Source organism: Xylanibacter brevis P6B11, assembly GCF_000621825.1.
Lineage (GTDB): Bacteria > Bacteroidota > Bacteroidia > Bacteroidales > Bacteroidaceae > Prevotella > Prevotella brevis.
The window spans coordinates 271,683-291,619 of the sequence record NZ_JHXG01000006.1 but is presented as its reverse complement, the minus strand read 5'-3'; the positions used below and the strand labels follow the sequence as shown (position 1 = coordinate 291,619).

Sequence of the window (19,937 nt, the reverse complement as noted above, 5' to 3'; positions counted from 1 at the left end):
ATGGGTTTTGTATCTTTGTCCTCAATTTTAAAGCTTACACTATGAACATCATTAATTTCAGTGAACAAAATTCTGTCATGAACCATTTCATGGCTGAAATTCGCGACAAGAGCTATCAGAAGAACCGTTTGCTGTTCCGCAACAATATTGAGCGCATTGGCGAGATGATGGCTTACGAGATTTCGAAAACGTTAACCTACAAGACGAAAACAGTTACCACACCATTGGGAACTCTCGATATTCCGTTGGTCAAGGACGAGGTCGTTTTGGCCACTGTGCTGCGTGCCGGTCTGCCTTTCCACGAGGGCTTTTTGAGAGTGTTCGACCATGCTGCCAACGCCTTCGTCTCGGCCTATCGTATGTACACGAATCGTGAGCATACAGAGGTGGGCGTGCATACGGAATACCTGGCTTCGCCATCGGTCAAGGGCAAGACGCTTATCATCGTTGACCCCATGTTGGCAACGGGTGGTTCGATGGTAGCAGCCTATCAGGCTCTGTTGAAGACCGGCAAGCCCGCCAGTGTTCATATTGCCAGTGTGATTGGCACGCCCGAAGGTGTTGAGATGCTGAAGAGCAACCTGCCCGAGGATACCTCACTCTGGTGCGCCGCCATCGACCCAGGCATGAACGAACAGAAATACATCGTTCCAGGCTTCGGTGACTGCGGTGACCTTTGTTATGGCGAGAAACTTTAGTCTGGCGTCTCCTCCCGACGCATCTCCAAAGGGAGGGGCTTTTCAAAATCTAGTGAACCTGGAAAGGCCTATGCGACTTTCCAGGTTCACTACTTTTTATGCCTCCCCAAGTGGAGGTCATGTCGGGTACCTATGGCTGTTAAGAGGGATTATCTAACCCCAATCAGAACCTTCTGCGACAGCTTGCGTTGTGAGTCCTTGACTGTTAGCTCAATCTGGCCTCGCTCCTTTCCTGCTTCAACAATCACAACCAGTTGACCAGCAAAGAGTTTCATCGTGGGTTCGGTGAATGACTCTAGCGAGGTGGCATCGCCGTTGCAGACGGCCTTGAAAGTGCCGGCACCTGCCACCTCGAAGGTCAGTTGATCAGTGGCGTCGGGAATCAGGTTGCCATCTTTGTCGGTGAGCTGCAGGGTGACGAAGGCTAGGTCGTTTTCGTTGGCTTTCAGGAAGTCGCCATCATGCTGTGTCCATACGTTGGCCTGCAGTCTGGCAGGCTTTCCAGCTGTCTTCACAGTCTTCTTTCCAGCCACCTTGCCATTGTCGTCATAGACCACCACCTTCAGTTTGCCGGGCTGATACTTCACGTTGTTCCAGCGCAGGCGATAGCGGTCTAGGCGCTCTGCCGAGTTCTTCTTGATGCGTCCCTGACTCTTGCCGTTCACAAAGAGCTCTGCTTCGTTGTAGTCGGTATAGCAATACACCGGTGTCTCTTGTCCTATGCGGTCCTTGCCCCATGTCCAGTGTGGCAACAAATGGATGGTGTGCGCATCGTTGCGCCAGTGCGAGCGATACAGAAAATAACGGTCTTTGGGCAGTCCTGCCAGATCGCAGATGCCGAAATAGCTGCTGCGGCTGGGCCAGTACTCATCATAGGGCGTTGGTTCACCCAGGTAGTCGAAACCCGTCCACACGAACTCACCGATGACCCAGTCTTTATCGTCCTGCCACACCCAGTCGTCGTCGGGCAAGTTACTCCATGAGCACCATTCAACGTCGTACGAAGAGCATTGTCCGTCCTGGTGGAAAGCTTTTCCTTCACGGCTGTCGGCAGCCTGAGGCACCACAGGAAACTTATACACGCCGCGTGACGAGACGGTTGATGCTGTTTCGGAACCCAACAAAAAGCCCTGTGGCAACTGCTTGATATTGTTCTCGTACTTATGAACACGGTAGTTGAATCCCGGCACGTCCATGACCTGCGCAAAACCACTTTTAAGAGCCTGTTCTGCTCGGTCCATGCCTTGTGTGACAGGACGTGTGGGGTCCAGACGGTGACACAGGTTCTGCAGATGAGCAGCTATCTCCGTGCCTTCCTTCGACCACTGCTCGGGTATCTCGTTGCCAATGCTCCACATCACGATGCTGGGGTGGTTGCGGTTGGCACGCACCAGATTCTCAATGTCGCAGTCGGCCCACTCCTTGAAGAAGCGTGCGTAACCGTTCTTACACTTAGGATAAATCCACATGTCGAAGCTCTCGGCCATCACCATCATACCCAGCGAGTCGCACACCTCCATCTGCATCTGACTCGGCATGTTGTGGGCTGTACGGATGGCGTCGCAGCCCATCTCCTTCATAATCTTAATCTGACGTATCAGCGCCGCCTTGTTGACGGCAGCACCGAGTGGTCCCAGGTCATGGTGCAGACAGACACCTTTCAGCTTGCGTGTCACGCCATTCAGTTGGAAACCGCCTTCCTTCGACACTTTGACCGTGCGCAGTCCCACCTTCAAGGTCTTCTGGTCGATGACCTTTCCGAAGTCATCATACACGTTGGGATTGCCCTTGCCGTCGCAAAGTGTGATGCGTAGCGTATAGAGGTCGGGCGTCTCGGGAGTCCACAGCTTGGCGTTGGGAATCATGAAGGTGCCCACTGCCGTTGATGTACCCTTGCGCATAGGTGCAGGACTCACAAATGTATGGTCTTCTCCGTTGGGCGCAATAAGCTCCATCGTGACAGGCAGTTGACCGTCAGCCACAGGCACCTCGACAGTAAACTTCGTCACGTCGTGCCCGTTTTTCGTTTTCATGGCGTGCAGTTCCGTCTTAGTGGTGATGCCCCAGTCGTCGATATGCGCCTGTTGCGGTGTGAGAATCAGCTTGACCGGGCGATAGATGCCGGCGCCGGGATACCAGCGCGAGCTCTCCTCAAGATTCTTGAGGTCAACCCTCAGTTTGTTGTCGCCAGCCACAATCAGCTTGCTGATATCTATGCGAAAGGCGTTATAGCCATAGGCCCAGTAGCCGGCATGCTGTCCGTTGACAGATACGGTTGGTTCTGCCATGGCACCGTCGAACACCAGTTCGGCATGTCCCTTGAAGTTCTCGGGAATAGAAAAGATACGCTCGTAGTGTCCCTCGCCAATCCAAGGCAGAGCACCGCTGCGTCCACTTTTCTCTGTGGCCTCTTTCTCGCCATTCTGTTCGATGGCCACCACCTGCAGGTCCCATTTCTTGTCGAAAGGACCACTGATGGCCCAGTCGTGCGGCACGCTGACGGTCTCCCATGACTTCATGTCACGCGAGAATTGCCAGTTGTCTTGCAGGGTTATTTCTTGTCGGGGCTGTGCCCATGCTGTTGTAGCACACACAAGAGTCAGTAGTGAAGTTAGTAGGCTTGTTTTCATATAGCTTGGTATTTTTTATTGTTATAAGTAGAAAATGGCTTCTGGTCCCATGTTAAACAGCAGGTCCAGGATGCTCAGGTTCGGCAGAAAGCCGTGCTTTTCCCGGAATACCTGGTAGTAGGGCTTGGTCACAAAACTCTCGTCGGGCAATGGGCGCTTGGGGCGTATCACCTCGCGGAAATCATCCCCTTCAACTTGTGCTTCAAACAGCACGGTGCGACTCATCGTGGGATGAATGTCCAGCAGTTCGCACATCTTCTGCGTGATAGCCTCATTATAGTCCATCAGCCGTTCCCAGTTTCTCTCAAAGAAAAACGGTCTGATGTCATCTTCATAGAATTCAAAAAACGGCGAGTCGCCGTAAGCCGAAGCGATAGCCTGCCAGTGCACATGTCGCCAGTTGCCATGGTCGCTCAACCGCATGTTGGCAATACGGTCGTCGGCTCCATGCTCCACAGGGAAAGATAGTGCTTGAACACCCTGCGTAGTTGCTATCATACAACGGTTGCGGTAGGTCTGCTTCTGAAACGACTCATGCTGTTCGATTTCAACCTCGTCGTAGCGGTTCAGCTTCTGATACCATTGTATTGGTCCGAAATAGGTTGTTGCTAGTAATGCCTTTCTCATAGTGGAACAAACATTCTGTAATAGCGCCATCCTTTGTGTATCGGATCTGCCGTGTTGCGGCTATACACAACCATGCAGACACGTCCGATGATGTATTCCTCGGCAATAAATCCCTGCGCAGGGCCCTCTTTCGTCTTGTCGTTATGCAGCGATTCCACCCAATAGTAGTCGCGGTCGGCACAGTCCTTGATGCTTGGTACCACCACCGTACCCTCGGCCGTGGTAATGGTGTCGCCAGGCAGCGCCTTACAGCGACAAATCAGCATTTGTCTGTTTGCAGAGTCTGCGGGGTTCTCAAAAGCTATCAGGTCGCCACGTTTCACCTCCTGCCGGCCCACTCTGCCATAGCTGAACAGCTTGCCTGTTCCGCCAATGCGCAGACCGTAGCTCCAGCGGTTCACCAATACGTGGTCACCCTCCAAGAGCGTAGGCTCCAGTCCATTTCCTGCTATGGTACACATCGTCACACCAGTGGTCCTGAAGACTAGCATCAGGACGAAGGCGATGACAAGCGCCAATAGGAAACGAACCAGACTCCTTTTACTCACACTATTTCATTTACTTGATATTATCGACCATGCGGAACAGACGGTTCCAGCGTATGCCCGAGATGAGACCGCGGTCGGGATCTTTCGACCACCAGATGAAGATAGGCTTACCCACGATGTGGTCCTCGGGCACAAAGCCCCAGTAGCGCGAGTCAGCCGAGTTATGACGGTTGTCGCCCATCATCCAGTAGTAGTCCATCTTAAAGGTGTATTTCTTGCTCTCTTTGCCATTGATGAAAATCTTGCCATCGCGAATCTGCAAGTCGTTCTTCTCGTAGATCTTGATGGGGCGTTCATAGATGGCAATGTTGTCGAGTGTCAGGTCGATGGTCTCGCCCTTCTTCGGAATCCACACTGGTCCGTAGTTGTCGCGCGTCCAGTGGTAGTTGCCGTTCTGTGGGTAGATGTCCCACGTGTCTCCGCCTTTCACCGGTGTGATGTTGACCACCAGGTCCGAGCGCTTCTTCAGTGCCTCGTAGGTGGCTCGTGTCATGGGCATGATCACGTGCGAATAGAGCAGTTCCACGTAGCCATTGCTGTCCAGCGCGCCGCGGTCGGCCGTTGACAGGTTCAGGTCTTCCAGCGTGATGTGCAGCTCCTTCAGCAGGTCGTCGGTCAGTCGGGCATGCTCCACAAACTGTACGTCGTATTCGAACTGCGCATTGTCGGGCTCCTTGTTGGGCTTACCGTCCAGGTAAATCACCTTGTCCACAATCTGAAGCGTCTGGCCGGGCAGTCCCACGCAGCGCTTCACGTAGTTCTCACGACGGTCGGTGGGACGTGTGTCGATATCGCCAAACGACGCATGGTTCTGACGAATATACTGGCTGCCCAGATAGTAGATCTCCTCGAAGCGCTTCAGCTGGTCGGCCTTCGACAGCGAGTCGATGCTCACGGCATCGGGGTACAGCTGCTCATAGATGCCGTGGCCGTAGCCGTAGCACAGGTGGTAGTATTCTGTCTGCATGAAAGCACAGATGGTGTCGCCGGCGGGGTAGTTGAACACCACGATGTCGTTCAGCTCCACATTGCCAAGACCCTTTACGCGGCGGTAGTCCCAATGCGGCCACTCCACATACGACTTCATGTTGCCGATGGGCAGCGTGTGCTGTGTCAAGGGCACCGTGAGGGGCGTTTCAGGAATGCGGGGACCGTAGCTCACCTTCGACACAAACAGGTAGTCGCCTGTCAGCAGCGACTTCTCCAGCGAAGAAGAGGGGATGACGTAGTTCTGGAAGAAGAACTGATTGATGAAATAGACGGCCACCAGCGCAAAGACGATGGCATCGACCCACGACATCACAAAGCGCGTGGGACCCTCAGCATCCTTCCACCACTGCCAGTCGATCTTTTTCGAGATATAGGCGTCATAGATGAAAGGCAACACCAGGAGGCCCAGCCATGACTCTACCCAATAGAGGAACAGCAGCCACAAGATCGTGACAATCACGCACTTGGTCCACTGCACCTTCATATTTAGCTTTTTCTTTTCTCTTTTTTCCATGTCTTAGAATTTAAACATATCACTGATGGTCAGCAGACCCGTGTGCTCCTTGGTGTATTCTGCTGCCAGCACAGCACCCAGCGCGAAGCCGCGACGTGAGTGGGCGTCGTGTGTGATGCTGATCATGTCGGCATCGCTGTCATAGCGAATGGTGTGGATGCCAGGCACCTCACCGCGGCGGATATGGTCTATGCGCAGCAGTTTGGGATCGGTGGTATCCTCGGCCCAAGCCTCCTTGCGGTCGATGGCCTCTACGATTTCCTCACCCAGGGTGATAGCCGTACCGCTGGGATGGTCCAATTTATGCACGTGGTGCGTCTCTTCCAGCTCCACATCGTACTGTGGGAACTGGTTCATGATTTTAGCCAGATAGCGGTTGACAGCCGAGAAGATAGCCACGCCGATAGAGAAGTTAGAAGCCCAGAACAACGTCTTGCCGTTCTCGCAGGCGTTTCTCACCTCGTCGCCGTGCTCCTTCATCCAACCTGTTGAACCGCTGACCACCTTCACGCCCTTGCTCCAGGCTTTCTGGTAGTTGCCAAAGGCTGCGGTGGGGTTTGTAAACTCGATGGCCACATCCGCTGATGCGAAGGCCTCACTGTCAAAGTCCTGTTGATTTTGAATGTCGATGACACTCACAATTTCATGGCCTCGGCTGATGGCAATCTCTTCAATCATTTTACCCATCTTGCCGTAGCCTATCAAAGCAATCTTCATGTTGTAATTCGTGTTAATACGGGTGCAAAGATAAAAAAAATCTACGAATTAAGGCCATAATTAAGAATTATTTATACCTTTGCACCACAAAAACTAAAAATCATCCATGGAACAACTGTTGCACTACACTTGGAAACACAAGCTGTTGCCTCTGAAAGAGCTACGAACCACCGACGGACGCCTTGTCGAGGTGGTTGACGTGGGCTTGCACAATCAAAATGCGGGGCCTGACTTCTTCAATGCCAAGGTGAAGATAGATGACACGCTGTGGGTGGGCAATGTGGAGATACACCAGCGCTCCAGCGACTGGTACCTGCACGGACACGACCACGATGCACACTATAACAATGTGGTGCTGCACGTGGTGGCAGAAGCCGACCGCGAGGTGCAAACCCAGAGCGGACTCTGGTTGCCGCAGTTGGTCATCAGCGTGCCCGAGACTGTAGTCACCAGCTATCGAGAACTGTTAGCCACTGACATGTATCCCCCTTGTTATCGTATCATTCCCGACCTGAGTCGCCTCACTGTCCATTCCTGGATGGCAGCCCTGCAGACCGAGCGACTCGAGCAGAAGACACAAGCCATCGTGCAGCGCGTGGAGCACTGCAACGGCTCGTGGGAAGATGCCTATTTCACCACGCTGGCGCGCAACTTCGGCTTCGGCATCAATGGCGATGCCTTCGAGCAGTGGGCACAATACGTGCCGCTGAATGCTGTCGGCAAGCACCGCGACGACCTCTTCCAGATAGAGGCCATCTTTATGGGCCAGGCCGGTCTGCTCACGCTCGATGCAATCCCTGCCCGCTATCATGATGCGGCCTTGCAAGAAGGCTACTTTAATAAGCTCAAAAATGAATATGCCTACCTGGCGCATAAGTTCTCGCTGACGCCCATGGACCCGTCTGTCTGGCGCTTTCTGCGCTTGCGCCCACAGAATTTCCCCCACGTGCGAATCTCGCAGTTGGCCAACCTCTACTACGAGCGCCGGGCGGGACTGAGCGCCCTGCTCGAGTGCGAGTCGGTAGAACAGTTGCGACAGTTGCTCTCTACGCACGTCACCCCCTATTGGGAGACGCACTACACCTTTGGTTCAGAGAGCACGAAGAGCACCAAGAACATATCGGCATCGTCCATGAATCTGCTCATTATCAACACGGCCGTTCCCATGCTCTTTGCCGTGGGGCGCCACCGTCAGAAAGACGAGCTGTGCGACCGCGCCTTCGACTTCCTGGAACAGCTGGGAGCCGAGCGCAACCACATCATCACCATGTGGAAGGAGTGCGGCCTGGAGGTGAGCACCGCCGGCGAGTCGCAGGCGCTCATCCAACTCAAAAAAGAGTATTGCGACCGCAAAGACTGTCTGCGTTGTCGCATTGGCTTTGAATATCTCAAGCGGAAATAAGTCGTTGAAACAATATCTAGAACAACTATTAAATAGGAAGTAAAAATGAAAACAAACAAGATTTCTCACAGCAAGTACCTCACAACCGGAGGTCTTGCGGTAGGTCGTCTGCTGCTGATGGCAGCATTTCTGCTGGTGACCACCGGCGCGCTGGCTCAACAACTGTATGTGGGCAGCTACAACATCCGTAATCAGAACAATGACGATGCCCGCCAGGGCAATGGCTGGGTGCAGCGCTGTCCTGTGATCTGCGGTCAGCTGAACTTCGAGCATCCCGACATCTTCGGCACACAAGAGGTGCTGCGCTCACAGTTGGACGATATGCTGGCACAACTGCCAGACTACGACTACATCGGCGTGGGCCGCGAGGATGGAAAGAGTGGGGGCGAACACGAGTGCATATTCTTCGACAAACAGCGACTGAAGGTGCTGGATCATGGCGACTTCTGGTTGTCAGAGACCCCCGAGAAGCCAGGACTGGGATGGGATGCTGCCTGCACACGCATCTGCACATGGGGTAAGTTCAAGGATAAGGTGAGCAAGAAAACCTTCTTCTTCTTTAACCTCCACATGGATCATGTGGGCATCGTGGCACGCCGCGAGGGTGCCAAGCTGGTGGTGAGCCGCATCCGCGACATCGCAAAGGGTCAGCCCGTCATTCTGACTGGCGACTTCAATGTGGACCAGACCAACGAGATTTACACCATCTTTACCAAATCAGGCATCCTGAAGGACAGCTACGAACATGCCACCTGGCGCTTTGCCGAGAATGGCACCTTCAACGCTTTCGACCCCGAGTTGAAGACCGACAGCCGCATAGACCATGTCTTCGTGTCGCCCGCGTTCACCGTGGAGCGCTACGGCGTGCTGACCAACACCTACTGGACAGCCAACGAGGCATCACAGCAGAAGCAGAAAGGGGCGCATGCTCCTCAGGAGATAGACTTTAGCAAGCATACCAAACGCCTGCCGTCCGACCACTATCCCGTGTTTGTCAGACTGAACCGATAACGTTAGAAAAATTTGAGGTTGTCTCAAAATGAAGTGAACCCCAGAAGCATCCTGTCAAGCTTCTGGGGTTCACTTCGTTTTTTTCTATTTAAAAATCTTCTGTGCAAAGAGTGTTAGGTAGATACGCCAGTTGCGCCAGATATGTCCACCATCGTTCTCGTAGTATTCGTAGGGATACTTGTGGGCATCCAGATAGCGACGCAGGTCGCTGTTCATTTGAAACAGGAAGTCCTCCTTGCCGATGGCTATCCAGTAGAGCTTGGGCTTTGAGGCAAAAAGGCGGGCCATCTGGTCGTCCAGCTTGTCGGCATCGCGACTCATGCGGGCAGCAGCCGACTGCAGACCATAGTAGTCGAACGTCTCGGGGTAGAGACGGGCAATGTTGAACGTATGGCCGCCACCCATCGACAGACCCGTCACGGCACGTGCCGAGCGCTTGCGGATGGTCTTGTAGTGACGGTCCACATAGTTCACGATATCCATGAAGCTCTCTTCCATCGAAGCCTTGGCACCGCGCTCGTTGAAGGCGTTGCCATCGGGCGTGTAGAGTCCTTCGTGCCACCAGCCTGGTGCTGCGTTGCACGTGGGATTGCCGTTAGGCATCACCACAATCATAGGCACGCACTTGCCTTCAGCTATCAGGTTGTCCATAATCTGCGAGGTGCGCCCCAGGTCGCCCCAAGCTGTCTCGTCGCCGCCATGTCCGTGGAGCAGGTACATCACGGGGAAGCGCTTCTTGCCGTCGTAGGCAGCAGGCAGATAGACCGTCATGCGGCGCTGCTGTCCCAGTGTGGGACTGTTGTACCAAACGCGTGCCAAGGTGCCGTGAGGCACGTTGTTCACCTGGTAGAGGTGCCCCTTGTCGTCCTTGTTCTTTGTCACAATCAGGAAGTTGCTCAGTGTCGAGATGTCACGGTTCACATAGCTGTTGGCAGGATCCACGATGCGCTGTCCGTCCACGTTGAAGCTGTAAGAGTAGAGCTCAGGGTTCAGAGCCTTGGTTGTCACGGTCCATACGCCGTTGTCCTGCTTGGTCATGGGCAGTGTCTTCCAGTGAATCTCTTCGAAGTCGCCTGTCACACTCACCTCCTGAGCCTTAGGACCGAAGAAGTTGAACGTCACCGTGCCGTCGCCATTCACGATGGGCGATTTCACAGAGGGGCGCATACCCAATGCCTGCTGTGCCATTCCAGTGACGGCCATCATGCAGGCAAATGAAAAAATAACGAGTCGTTTCATTGTTCTTAAGTGTATGTTAAAAGGGTGTCTATACTTTTCTCGTCACTTATGGACGGTCGGCAATGGCTGTGCCCCACTTTGAGGGGCGTGGACCCATCTGGAACTCGAGGGTGCCACCCTGGCGCAGTACGTCGAAATCAACGTAGGTCTTGGTGTATTTCTTGCCGTTGAGGCGCACACCCTGTACGTAGATGTTCTTGTCGCTCAGGTTGCGTGCCGTGATTTGCAGCGTCTTGCCGTTGCCCACGTTCACTTGGGCTTTGGCAAACAGCGGGGTGCCCATGATGAAGCGGCCACCGCTAGGCTCCACCTGATAGAGGCCGAGTGACGACAGGATATACCAAGCCGACATCTGACCGACGTCCTCGTTGCCGCAAAGTCCGTCGGGCTCGGCATGATAGAGCTTGCGCATCACGTAGCGCAGTTTGGGTGCTGCCTTCCAGGGCTGTCCGGCGTAGTTGTAGAGGTAGATGATGTGGTGGCTGGGCTCGTTGCCATGGGCATACTGACCGATGAAGCCACTGATGTCGGGCGAAGCCTCGGGACCCATGTCGCCCTCGGTCACGAAGAACTCGTCGAGCTTCTTGAGGAACTGCTTCTCGCCGCCAAAGAGGCCGATGAGTCCGTGCACATCGTGGGGCACCAGCCAGGTGTACTGCCAGGCATTACCCTCGGTATAGTCGTCGGCACGATGGATCACTTTGATGGGGTCGAACTCGGGGCGGAACTTGCCGTCGCTGCCCAGCGCACGCATGAACTGGATGTCGCGGTCGAAGTATTTCTTGTAGGAACGGCTGCGGTCGAAGAAATACTGGTAGTCTTCCTCATGTCCCAGCTGCTTGGCCAGTCGTGCCAGTCCGTCTTCGTCCAGACAGTACTCCAGCGCCTTGGCCACGGTCTCGTTGGCAGGCTCCTTGTCGTAGGGAATAAAGCCATACTTCTTTAGCAGTCCCAGCGAGCGCACGTCCTGCAACTGCGAGGTCTTCATGGCGTTGAAAGCTTGCTCGGGGTTGCGCACAAAGCCCTTCAGGGCCAGGTCGGCCAGCACGGGCACGGCCGAAGAGCCCACCATGCAGTCGGTCTCCGAGCCCCACAGGTGCCAGATGGGCAGTCGGCCCTGCTGCTCGAATATCTTGATGAACGTTTCGGCATAGTCGGCCTGCAGCTCGGGGTAGATGAGCGTCATCAGCGGGTGGAAGGCACGATAGGTGTCCCAGAGCGAGAGCGTGGTGTAGTTGGTGAAGTCGCCATCATACACGCGACCGTCGCTGCCGCGATACTGGCGGTCCACATCGCAGAACTCCGAGGGAGCCACCATGAGGTGATACATCGACGTGTAGAAGATCTTCTTGTCCTGCACGTTGGTAGTCTCAATCTTTACGCGGGCCAGTTCGCGCTCCCAGGCCGCATCAGCATCGCGGCGCACCTGGTCGAAGTCCCAACCGGGCAGTTCGGCCGTCATGTTCTGATGCGCCTTCTCGCTGCTCACGGGCGACAGCGCTACCTTCACCAGCACAGGGCGACTGGTGTCTTTCAGGTCCACGATGCCCTCGCCGGGCTGAGGCTCCCACAGACGGACAGGTTGGTTGAACGTGATGGTGAAGTACACCTCCTGACGGGGTGCCCATCCGCGCGACTTGCGATAGCCCTCCAGGGTGCAGTCGTCCACCTGGCGCAGGTCGGCCGCCGTCAGCTCGTCGCCGACGCCCTCGTTCAGGTCTATGCGCAGCATACCGTTCTTGCCGCTGAACGTGTAGCGGTGCATGCCCACACGTTTGGTGCTGGTCAGCTCCACATCCACGTCGCTGGTCTTCAGGCGGTAGTAGCCCGGTGCCACGGTCTCCTGACTGTGTTTGAAGTGAATGTCGCGCTGCTGCACATTGCTGATGGGCAGCAGTGCCAGGTCGCCCAGGTCGCCACAGCCCGTACCGCTGAGGTGCAGGTGGGCAAAGCCCACGATGATAGAGTCGCTATAGTGATAGCCCGACGTCCAGTCCCAGCCGCGCGATTTCTCGGTGGGGCCCAGCTGAACCATGCCAAACGGCACGTTGGCACCCACAAACACGTGGCCGTGGCCGCCCGAGCCAATATAGGGGTCAACAAAAGATGTCAGTCGTTGTGCCATTGCAGAAATGGTCACCATGCATGTAGATGCGATAATTGCGGAGAATACAAATAATTTTCTCATGTCAAGGCTTTTAATCATTACTATTTAGTTTTAGATGCTACAAAGTTAAGTCTTTTGCACGAGACTACCAAAGCTTTTGAGAAAAGTTAAGAAAATAGCCGATATGGCGGGACAAAACGCATGCTTTCAGCACGTTATTCACAGCCTTTCGGCATGCCACAGTCAAGCTCTCATTTCGATTCTAGACTCTAGAAAAGGCAATTCTAGAGTCTAGAATCACCAAATCCAGAGTCTAGAACGACCATTTCTAAAGTCTAGAAAGCCTGTTTCTAGAGTCTAGAATCAGAGCAAGAGTGCCACTATTGCATAGCGAAAGTGGCACTTTAACGAGTCAAAAGGACTGCTTTTGACGGTTCATAGTGCCACTTTCTGAATCAATTCAGCGCGGTGTGCCCACCGAGCCTAATCCTCCTTGATGTGTATCTCGTTGTTCTCGAGCGAGTCGATGATAGCCAGCGACTCGATGCGCTTGATGCCTTCGTCCTCCAGACGCTGGCGTCCGCCCAGCATCTCTTTCTCGATGATGAAGCCCATGCCCTCGATGGTGGCGCCAGCCTGCTGGCACAGGTCGATGATGGCCTTGCCGGCATTGCCATAGGCCAAAAAGTCATCGACAAAGAGAATACGGTCGTCGGCGGTCAGATACTCCTTGCTGACCATAAACTCGCAGTCGCTGTCCTTGGTGAACGAGTGAGACAGAGCCACATAAGCATCGATCATGGTGGATGGCTGCTTCTTCTTGGCAAACACCACGGGCAGTTCCATCATGTAGCCCAGCATCACTGCGGGGGCGATGCCCGATGCCTCGACCGTTAAAATCTTGTTGGGTTGAACGTCGCTGAACCGACGTATGAACTCTACTGCTATCTGTTTCATTAGGTTGGGGTCCATCTGATGGTTGATGAAACGGTCAACCTTCAGGATGGCGCCTTCCAGACTGCGGCCGTCTGACAGGATGCGGTCGCACAATACTTTTAGTGCCATATCTTTCTATTTAAGGATTTGTCGGCAAAGATACAAATTATCTTTTAATAGACCATCATTATCCTGAAGAATATTTTGTGGCAGCAGATTTTTCTGCTGTACAACAAAAAAAGACGTGATGAGCATGTAGGCCATGTTCATCACGTCTTTTCCGTTGGAATACGTCTTGCAGTCTCTGACAGACTACAGAATCTTGCAGTTCTCAATCACCACGGTACCATTCTGAAGGGCGCCACGGCATTCGCCGCTGATGGTGACGTTCTGGCACTTCTCGATGGTGACGTTCTTGTCGTAGCCAGACGCGAAGATGAAGACTACCTGTGAACCGTCGTAGTGGTTGCCGCCCATCTCGATAGAGGGGCGATCATAACGGTCGGGACCAATGTAGGTGATCTCACCGGTGACCTCAACATGTTCACTGAAAAATACCTTGTACGCTCTGTTTCTGTCGTTCACAAAAGCTGCATGGATATCAGCAGCACTGAATTTTGTTTGGTACATGTTTAATGGTTTTATCCTGAATATAATACAAAATGGTTGCCTTATTACTTACTAGCCTGTCACCGCCCCCTTTAGAGGGGCGGCTCGAAAACCGCGTGCAAAGTTACGCTATTTCAGCGAACTACCCAAGTTAATAAACACTAATAATGTGTAAGCAAACTTATTGCTTCTGAATGGTGGGCCAGTTGGCGGCCGCGTGAACATAGTGGAACAGGGTGTAGTCAGCATGTGTGGCATACCAAGAGTCCAGTTGACTGTTCAGCTTATCGGTGAACGCCTGCTGCTGAATCTCGTAGAGCGATGTGGGTACAGGACAGGCAATGGTGCCCTGGTTGGTCTTGGCAATGCTGAAGGCGGTGCCGCCAGCAACATCGCCTGCCTGATAGCAGCCGACGATGGTGCCCGTGTTGGTATCTACCAGTCCGGCCGTACCCTTAGTGTCGCCCGTGTGATAGCTGGCATAGATGATGCCACTATTGGTGCCCACCAGTGCGCCACCCGTGGTTTCCACGTCGTCGATCACCTTGCAACCGCCAATGATGCCCTGGTTGGTCTGGGCCAGTGCACCGCCACCCGAGATACTTCCTATGGTGGTGATGTGCAGTTGCTCTATGCGTGCCTCGCTGCCCAGACTCGCAAACAGCGGTGCGTCGTACAGGCGGTTGATGAAGCGGTCGCCACCCAGGAACGTGCCCTCGAAGGGGTGGGCAGCGGTGCCGATGCCAATCCATTTCACCGCCGCCTGCGTCGAGGTGGTGTCTTCCAGGTTGGTCTTGGCAGAGCTAGACTGCATGGTGATGTCGGCATCCAGACGGATATACTTGTCTTTGAACGTCAGTCCTGCCGTGACCTCTTTCGCAAACGACAGCAGCTGCGATGCCGACGAGATGCGGTAGGGCATGCCGGCGGTTCCGTCGTTGCCATAGATATCTCTTAGCACGGTGCCGTCGTTGTAGAGCCATGTGGCGTCGTAGATGGTGGCCTGTGCGTCGGTGTGGATGGTCACGTTGCTGTTGATGTCGAGGAACGTTGATTTCTTGCGGAGTTCACCCAGGTCGGGGGTGGCCACGAAGTTCCAGTCGCTATAAGACACATCGGTGAACATCTGTTCGTCTTTGTGGTTCAGCGAGATATTGATGGTGGTGCACATGCCTGGGTTAAAGTGCACCAGGTCGTTGAACGCACCGGAATAAGTCTTTGTCAGGGTCTCGGCGGGGTTCATGGGGTTGGGGTAGCTCACCGTAAACGAGAACTCCAGCGGCTGGTCGTTGCCGTTGATGTGATGGTAGAGCTCGTCCTGGGGCGTGGTCAGACCATAAAACGTAAACGTCTTGCTCTGGCCAGTGCCCTCGCCGTCAGCAGCCGGGCACCACAGCATGAGGTCCTTTGTTTTCTGTTCGCTGTCGTTGATGTCGAGCACCTGCACCTTACTGCTATGAATACCCCATTTGAACTTGGTGGGCTGCTTATGCAGCACCATATTGCCGACGCCCACCTTGGTATCTACCGCACTGGCGCTGGAAGCAAAGTTCTTGATGTTCACCACGACACGCACATTGCTCAAGGCATGCGTAAAGATGACCTTGGTTGACAAGCCACCGGTCTCTGCCACCGTCTTCGTGTCGTAGTTCAGCAGCAAGTCTTCCTTCTTCAGTGTCTCGTTGCCCTCGGTATAGTCAATCACTGTTAGCTTATGGCCCAGCTCGCCCGAGTAGGTATTGTCGCCATTGTCCTCCCAGTAGTACTGCTGCGAGGGCAGACTATAGCCAATGAAGGTGTGGGGCGAAGAGCCGTCGGTCCAATAGATCTTTTCCGGCAGGTTGCCCTCGGTGCGCTTCCAGTTCTTCTTGTTGGTGAAGTAATAGCGTATGTCGCTATACGTGAAACTCTCCAGTGGCGACGTGGTTCGCTTGATGTTGGTGAACACGATACGGTCGTCGGTCACGAACTCTGTGCGGCCCACCGTCACGGCAGGTGTGGCGGCAGCACGTCGGCTGGGCTGTTCGCCGTCTATGGTAGCCTCGATGCCCACAATCTCTGTGGCATCGCTTGGCATGAAGCTGTCGTCCTCGTTGCTGCACGAGGCCAGCGCCATCATGGCGACCAGAAGGAAATACTGATATGCTTTCATCATAGAATCTTCATTGTTATTTGATAGAGCTTGCCGCCCTTAAACTCATTCAGGGGCAGCTGCATGCTGTAGCGCTTCTCGCCATCGCGCAGCCAGAAGGTGGCCTTTCCATTGAGCGTGCAGGGAGGCACAATCAGGCGGTAGGTCTTGTTGCCGGCGTTATAGGCGGTATAGACGGCTGTCTGCGCGATGTTGTCCAGCGCTTCGGTGTAGGCCTTAGCCTGACTGTCGTTGATCACGGCCACGCCAATCACCTGACCGTTGTTGCCCACGGCGCATTCGTGCTTCGCCTTGTAGCCGTAGTCGTTGGAGTTGACCTTGCTTTTGTAGGCGTAGTAGTCGCCCACGATCACCTCACGCTGGTCGATGTCGGGCATACCTTCAAGCGTCAGCACCGCATTGTCAGAGATGTTAAGGTTTGCATTGGCATCTACCGTGATCAGTAGTGCCGCCATGACATGCTTAAAACTCAGATGCACATTGTACGAGCCCGTCTGCTGGATGGTTTGTGCCCACATCAGGTCGCAGGCCTTATAGTCGGCAGCCTTCGTCTGGTCGGCATGAAACACGTTGCTATATTGTTCTACGCGGGTGCCCTTGCCCGCGATAAAGATCTGTTCCTCGCTCCAGGTCTGAGCCGTATAGACATAGGGCGTTTGCTGTGCTTCGTAGCGCGCATAGATGTCTGGCGACCCCGAAGGACTGTAGTCGCCATTGATGTCGAAGCCATCCTTGGCGGTCAGCGTGCTCCATTTGTTGGCATCCCATTTCAACAGCCAGAAAGCATCGAAGCTGTTGCCATAGGTCGTCTCGCCAAACTCGGTGTGTGCAGAGAATGGACAGATAATCTTCAGCTTGATCTTATCGCCATCTTCAAAGGCGTTACCCATGAAGTTAGTACGCGTCACCGTTTCGCCATCGAAGTTCTCGACAGCCGTTGTGAACGTCAGGGATCCCTGCAGCGCATCCTCCGCACCCTCTTCAGCCGTGCAGCCAGCCATCAAAAGCATGACTGAACACGAAGAAATGAAGAAACGAAGTCTTTTATATATTTCCATCATAACTTTCAATATCTCATAATCTAATTACACCTCTCACTTCTCACCTCTCACTTCTCACTTAATCAGTTGTTCTGCACCAAAGGATTCGCACTGTCATCCATGGCGGGTGCACCATTGATTAGTGTGGGGTAGAGGTGACTGTAGCCCACCTCCGACGCCTTGTACTTCATCTGACAGGGATATTCCTTACCTATTTTCGATTCGTTGTATTTCGCAATGGCATAATTCATGGCCTTCCAAGGTGCCAGACCATACATTTCCTTCTTCATGTTGGCGCTCAACTGGTCGTAGTCGGCATTGGCACCAATGAGATAGTCGTTCTTCGCTTTGAGAATGTGCGACTTGCTGCCGCGAATGTATTGCTGTGGGAGGTAGTCGTCGGTGATATTGCCAACGGCATTCGTCTCGGGTGATTTCTCCACGTCGTAGTAGTTGCACATGAAAGCACCCCACGTCAGGTTGCTTTTTGATTGGGGCGCGAAGAAATTGGATTTCGCTCCTGTACCATAAGCTCCCAGCAAGGCTCCTGTGCCCGATGCGATGCCTGCGGCAGCCTGCATACAACCAAGCATGGTCAGATTGTTGGCTGAGCCAACCAGCGCTCCGCCGGCATTGCCCACGTGGATGCATCCCACCACATAGCTGGTGCCGCTGAGGCTCGTGGCGATAGAGTTGGTGGTGCTGTTGCACATCATAGAGATGCCAGCAATATAACATCCCCAGCCTGTGGTGCCACTGGCGGTGGCGCTATTGAGCAGACTGACATTATGCGTACTTTCTATTTTCAGGTTGGTGATGGCGCCATCCATGACCTGGTCAAAGAGGTAGCCACTCTTCATGTTCAGGTTGGTAAGCGTATGTCCATTTCCTTTGAAGTTGCCACGGAAGGGTTTCTTACTGGCTTTGCCAATGCTGGGAAGTTCCCAGTCGTAGAAATCAAGGTCGCTGGTCAGGTTCACAACATAACGGTTTCCGAAGTCGGTATCGTAGAAGTCCATGGGACCAGTAATATAATCCTCTATGACGTGGGCCTGCTGTGTGGACACGGTGGGATAGAAGTGGGGATAGAATACATACCCCATTTCCTCAGCCTCTTCCATCGTGATCTGTTTGGGATTGCCACTTCCGTCAGTTTCGTTATCAAGAATCCACCAATAGGTCTCAAAGCCGTCTTCGTCCTTGATGTCCTGTCCGTTGGCATCCTTACGCACCTCGCCACGTGTCAGTCCGCTCATCCTTGAAGCAGCTGTGCCGTTTACGAGATGAATAAACGTGATGAACTGCTTTTGGTTGGCAATACTGAACTCAGGAAGGAAATCCTTGTTTTCGAGAAGTGCTCTTTTAGCTGCATCTCTGTATGCCTTTGTCCACCAGGAGAAATCAAGTTTCTCTTTGGCTTGTGCTTCATCTTTTGCATCATCTTCGCCAAGGTCCTGTTCTGTCCAGGAGAAATGGTCTGCTGGCGTAATGGTGAGCTTGTCGTAGTGATAGCCTACGCTGAACAGATAGCTATAGCCTGCTTTCAGGGTGAGACCATTGGGGAATACGGCATCGCCCTTGCTGTCCTTGATATCGCTGAGTGCGAAGATGTGGTAGCTGCCCTCTGTGCCTGATGTGCCGGCCTTATCGCCATTGTTTACATCATAGAGCCAAACTTTGAAGCGTGTGCAGGCAGGCAATACCAGTTCCTTACCAGCGCCTGTGCTGCTTATATCAATGGGGATTGACATCATATACAGACGACCATCGTTGTTGTTGAAGACGGGATGCTGAATGTTTGAGGCTATATATTCGGCGCTCTTGGTACCTATCTTCACAATGCCATCTGCTTCTGTGTATTTCTCTATGTTCTTAAAGTCGGTATCGGCACCATTATAAAGTGCCTGCGTCATCGTGGTGAGGAGAAAGGTCTCATCGTCAACACCGGCGGGCATACACATCTTCTCGTAAACGGCCATCACCTGAGCCAGCTCGTCTTTGGCTTGTTCGTCTGTCTTGTTGGTTTCCAGAGCATCATGCTCATTGGTGTCGGCATTGTCCTGACGCTTATAGTCCTCCCAGTTTGTACAAATGGTAGCGCTGCCAAACTCGTTTCCTGCCTTGCATGTCAACCCTATACGGCATGTGATATGGCGCATGGTGAGCGGAATACTCTTGGTAGGACCCGACACCGTCACCCAGTCAGAGATGGTATAGTCTGGATAGTAACTGCCTTTGGTGCCAGCACTCAGCGCGCCAGCTAGGTTACTGCGGCCCCAGGCACGGAAACGCACAATCTTACCGTTCTCCCAGGTCAGCGAGTCGGCTGCGGTCTGTTCGGCGGTCTTACCGAGCACGTCGGACTTCAGTTTGCCGGCCATGGGCAGCCAGTCGGCATTGAGCGATACAGATGTGCCGGCGGCGTAGTTCACCTTCTGGTAGTAAGTGCGAAAGATCTCGCCGTCAGTGAGGAACACTGAGCCGGTGGCATCGGCATACTGACGGAAGATGCGCATCTGGTCGCCCTCGTTGAACGAGCCATCGTGGCGATAGGTGGCGCGGGTTGTGAAAGGTTCCGCCATCGACGCGTCGAAGTGCACGGCCTGACCGATGAGCTCTTGCTGCTCGTCAGAGAGCACGATGTCGTCGTCTGCGGTGCAAGCCGTCAGTGCGATGGCTGCAAACAAATAATATATGGTGTGTTTTATATTCATTGC

The 19,937-nt window shown here is 53.7% G+C and carries 15 protein-coding genes; 3 read left to right on the top strand and 12 right to left on the bottom strand.

All coding sequences use genetic code 11. The features are described 5' to 3' along the window. Positions 1–41: 41 nt before the first annotated feature. Positions 42–698: a uracil phosphoribosyltransferase gene (gene upp, locus T496_RS0102660; protein WP_027449377.1), complete on the top strand. Its 657-nt coding sequence runs from the start codon at positions 42–44 to the stop codon at positions 696–698. A gap of 149 nt (positions 699–847) precedes the next feature. On the opposite strand, the gene T496_RS0102655 is transcribed toward upp, so the two are convergent. The 5 genes from T496_RS0102655 to dapB are packed head-to-tail and all read right to left on the bottom strand — an operon-like array spanning position 848 to position 6,724. Continuing rightward, complete coding sequence (locus T496_RS0102655; RefSeq protein ID WP_027449376.1) at positions 848–3,328, bottom strand: glycoside hydrolase family 2 TIM barrel-domain containing protein; 2,481 nt, start codon at positions 3,326–3,328, stop codon at positions 848–850. Between the two features lie 21 nt (positions 3,329–3,349). Continuing rightward, positions 3,350–3,955: a WbqC family protein gene (locus tag T496_RS0102650; protein WP_027449375.1), complete on the bottom strand. Its 606-nt coding sequence runs from the start codon at positions 3,953–3,955 to the stop codon at positions 3,350–3,352. Beyond that, the gene (gene lepB, locus T496_RS14340) at positions 3,952–4,503 is read right to left on the bottom strand and encodes a signal peptidase I (protein WP_155808616.1); all 552 of its coding nucleotides are present in this window, start codon (positions 4,501–4,503) and stop codon (positions 3,952–3,954) included. Before lepB (T496_RS14340) ends, T496_RS0102650 begins: the two co-directional genes overlap by 4 nt. Positions 4,504–4,513: 10 nt before the next feature. Then, complete coding sequence (lepB, locus tag T496_RS0102640; RefSeq protein WP_027449373.1) at positions 4,514–6,007, bottom strand: signal peptidase I; 1,494 nt, start codon at positions 6,005–6,007, stop codon at positions 4,514–4,516. Positions 6,008–6,010: 3 nt separating this feature from the next. After that, a complete protein-coding gene (gene dapB, locus T496_RS0102635) occupies positions 6,011–6,724 on the bottom strand; it encodes a 4-hydroxy-tetrahydrodipicolinate reductase (protein ID WP_027449372.1) in 714 nt (237 codons plus the stop codon). A 106-nt stretch (positions 6,725–6,830) separates the two neighbouring features. Between dapB and T496_RS0102630 the strand changes: the two genes are divergently transcribed. Next, positions 6,831–8,126: a DUF2851 family protein gene (locus tag T496_RS0102630; protein WP_027449371.1), complete on the top strand. Its 1,296-nt coding sequence runs from the start codon at positions 6,831–6,833 to the stop codon at positions 8,124–8,126. A gap of 117 nt (positions 8,127–8,243) precedes the next feature. Next, on the top strand, positions 8,244–9,137 hold the full coding sequence (locus T496_RS0102625) for an endonuclease/exonuclease/phosphatase family protein (protein ID WP_027449370.1): 894 nt from the start codon (positions 8,244–8,246) through the stop codon (positions 9,135–9,137). A gap of 84 nt (positions 9,138–9,221) precedes the next feature. On the opposite strand, the gene T496_RS0102620 is transcribed toward T496_RS0102625, so the two are convergent. The 7 genes from T496_RS0102620 to T496_RS0102590 all read right to left on the bottom strand — a co-directional run bounded on the left by T496_RS0102620 (position 9,222) and on the right by T496_RS0102590 (position 19,934). Beyond that, on the bottom strand, positions 9,222–10,376 hold the full coding sequence (locus T496_RS0102620; protein ID WP_027449369.1) for an esterase: 1,155 nt from the start codon (positions 10,374–10,376) through the stop codon (positions 9,222–9,224). A 46-nt stretch (positions 10,377–10,422) separates the two neighbouring features. Next, positions 10,423–12,564 (bottom strand): GH92 family glycosyl hydrolase, encoded by a 2,142-nt coding sequence (locus T496_RS0102615; RefSeq protein WP_027449368.1) that lies wholly within the window; start codon positions 12,562–12,564, stop codon positions 10,423–10,425. Between the two features lie 402 nt (positions 12,565–12,966). Further along, on the bottom strand, positions 12,967–13,548 hold the full coding sequence (gene xpt / locus T496_RS0102610; RefSeq protein WP_027449367.1) for a xanthine phosphoribosyltransferase: 582 nt from the start codon (positions 13,546–13,548) through the stop codon (positions 12,967–12,969). 183 nt (positions 13,549–13,731) lie between these two features. Then, a complete protein-coding gene (locus T496_RS0102605; RefSeq protein WP_027449366.1) occupies positions 13,732–14,049 on the bottom strand; it encodes an OB-fold protein in 318 nt (105 codons plus the stop codon). Between the two features lie 160 nt (positions 14,050–14,209). Further along, positions 14,210–16,183: a fimbrillin family protein gene (locus T496_RS0102600; protein WP_027449365.1), complete on the bottom strand. Its 1,974-nt coding sequence runs from the start codon at positions 16,181–16,183 to the stop codon at positions 14,210–14,212. Beyond that, a complete protein-coding gene (locus T496_RS0102595; RefSeq protein WP_081783516.1) occupies positions 16,180–17,241 on the bottom strand; it encodes a fimbrillin family protein in 1,062 nt (353 codons plus the stop codon). The genes T496_RS0102600 and T496_RS0102595 overlap by 4 nt, the downstream gene beginning before the upstream one ends. Before the next feature lie 62 nt (positions 17,242–17,303). Then, a complete protein-coding gene (locus tag T496_RS0102590; RefSeq protein WP_027449363.1) occupies positions 17,304–19,934 on the bottom strand; it encodes a hypothetical protein in 2,631 nt (876 codons plus the stop codon). Positions 19,935–19,937 lie beyond the last annotated feature (3 nt).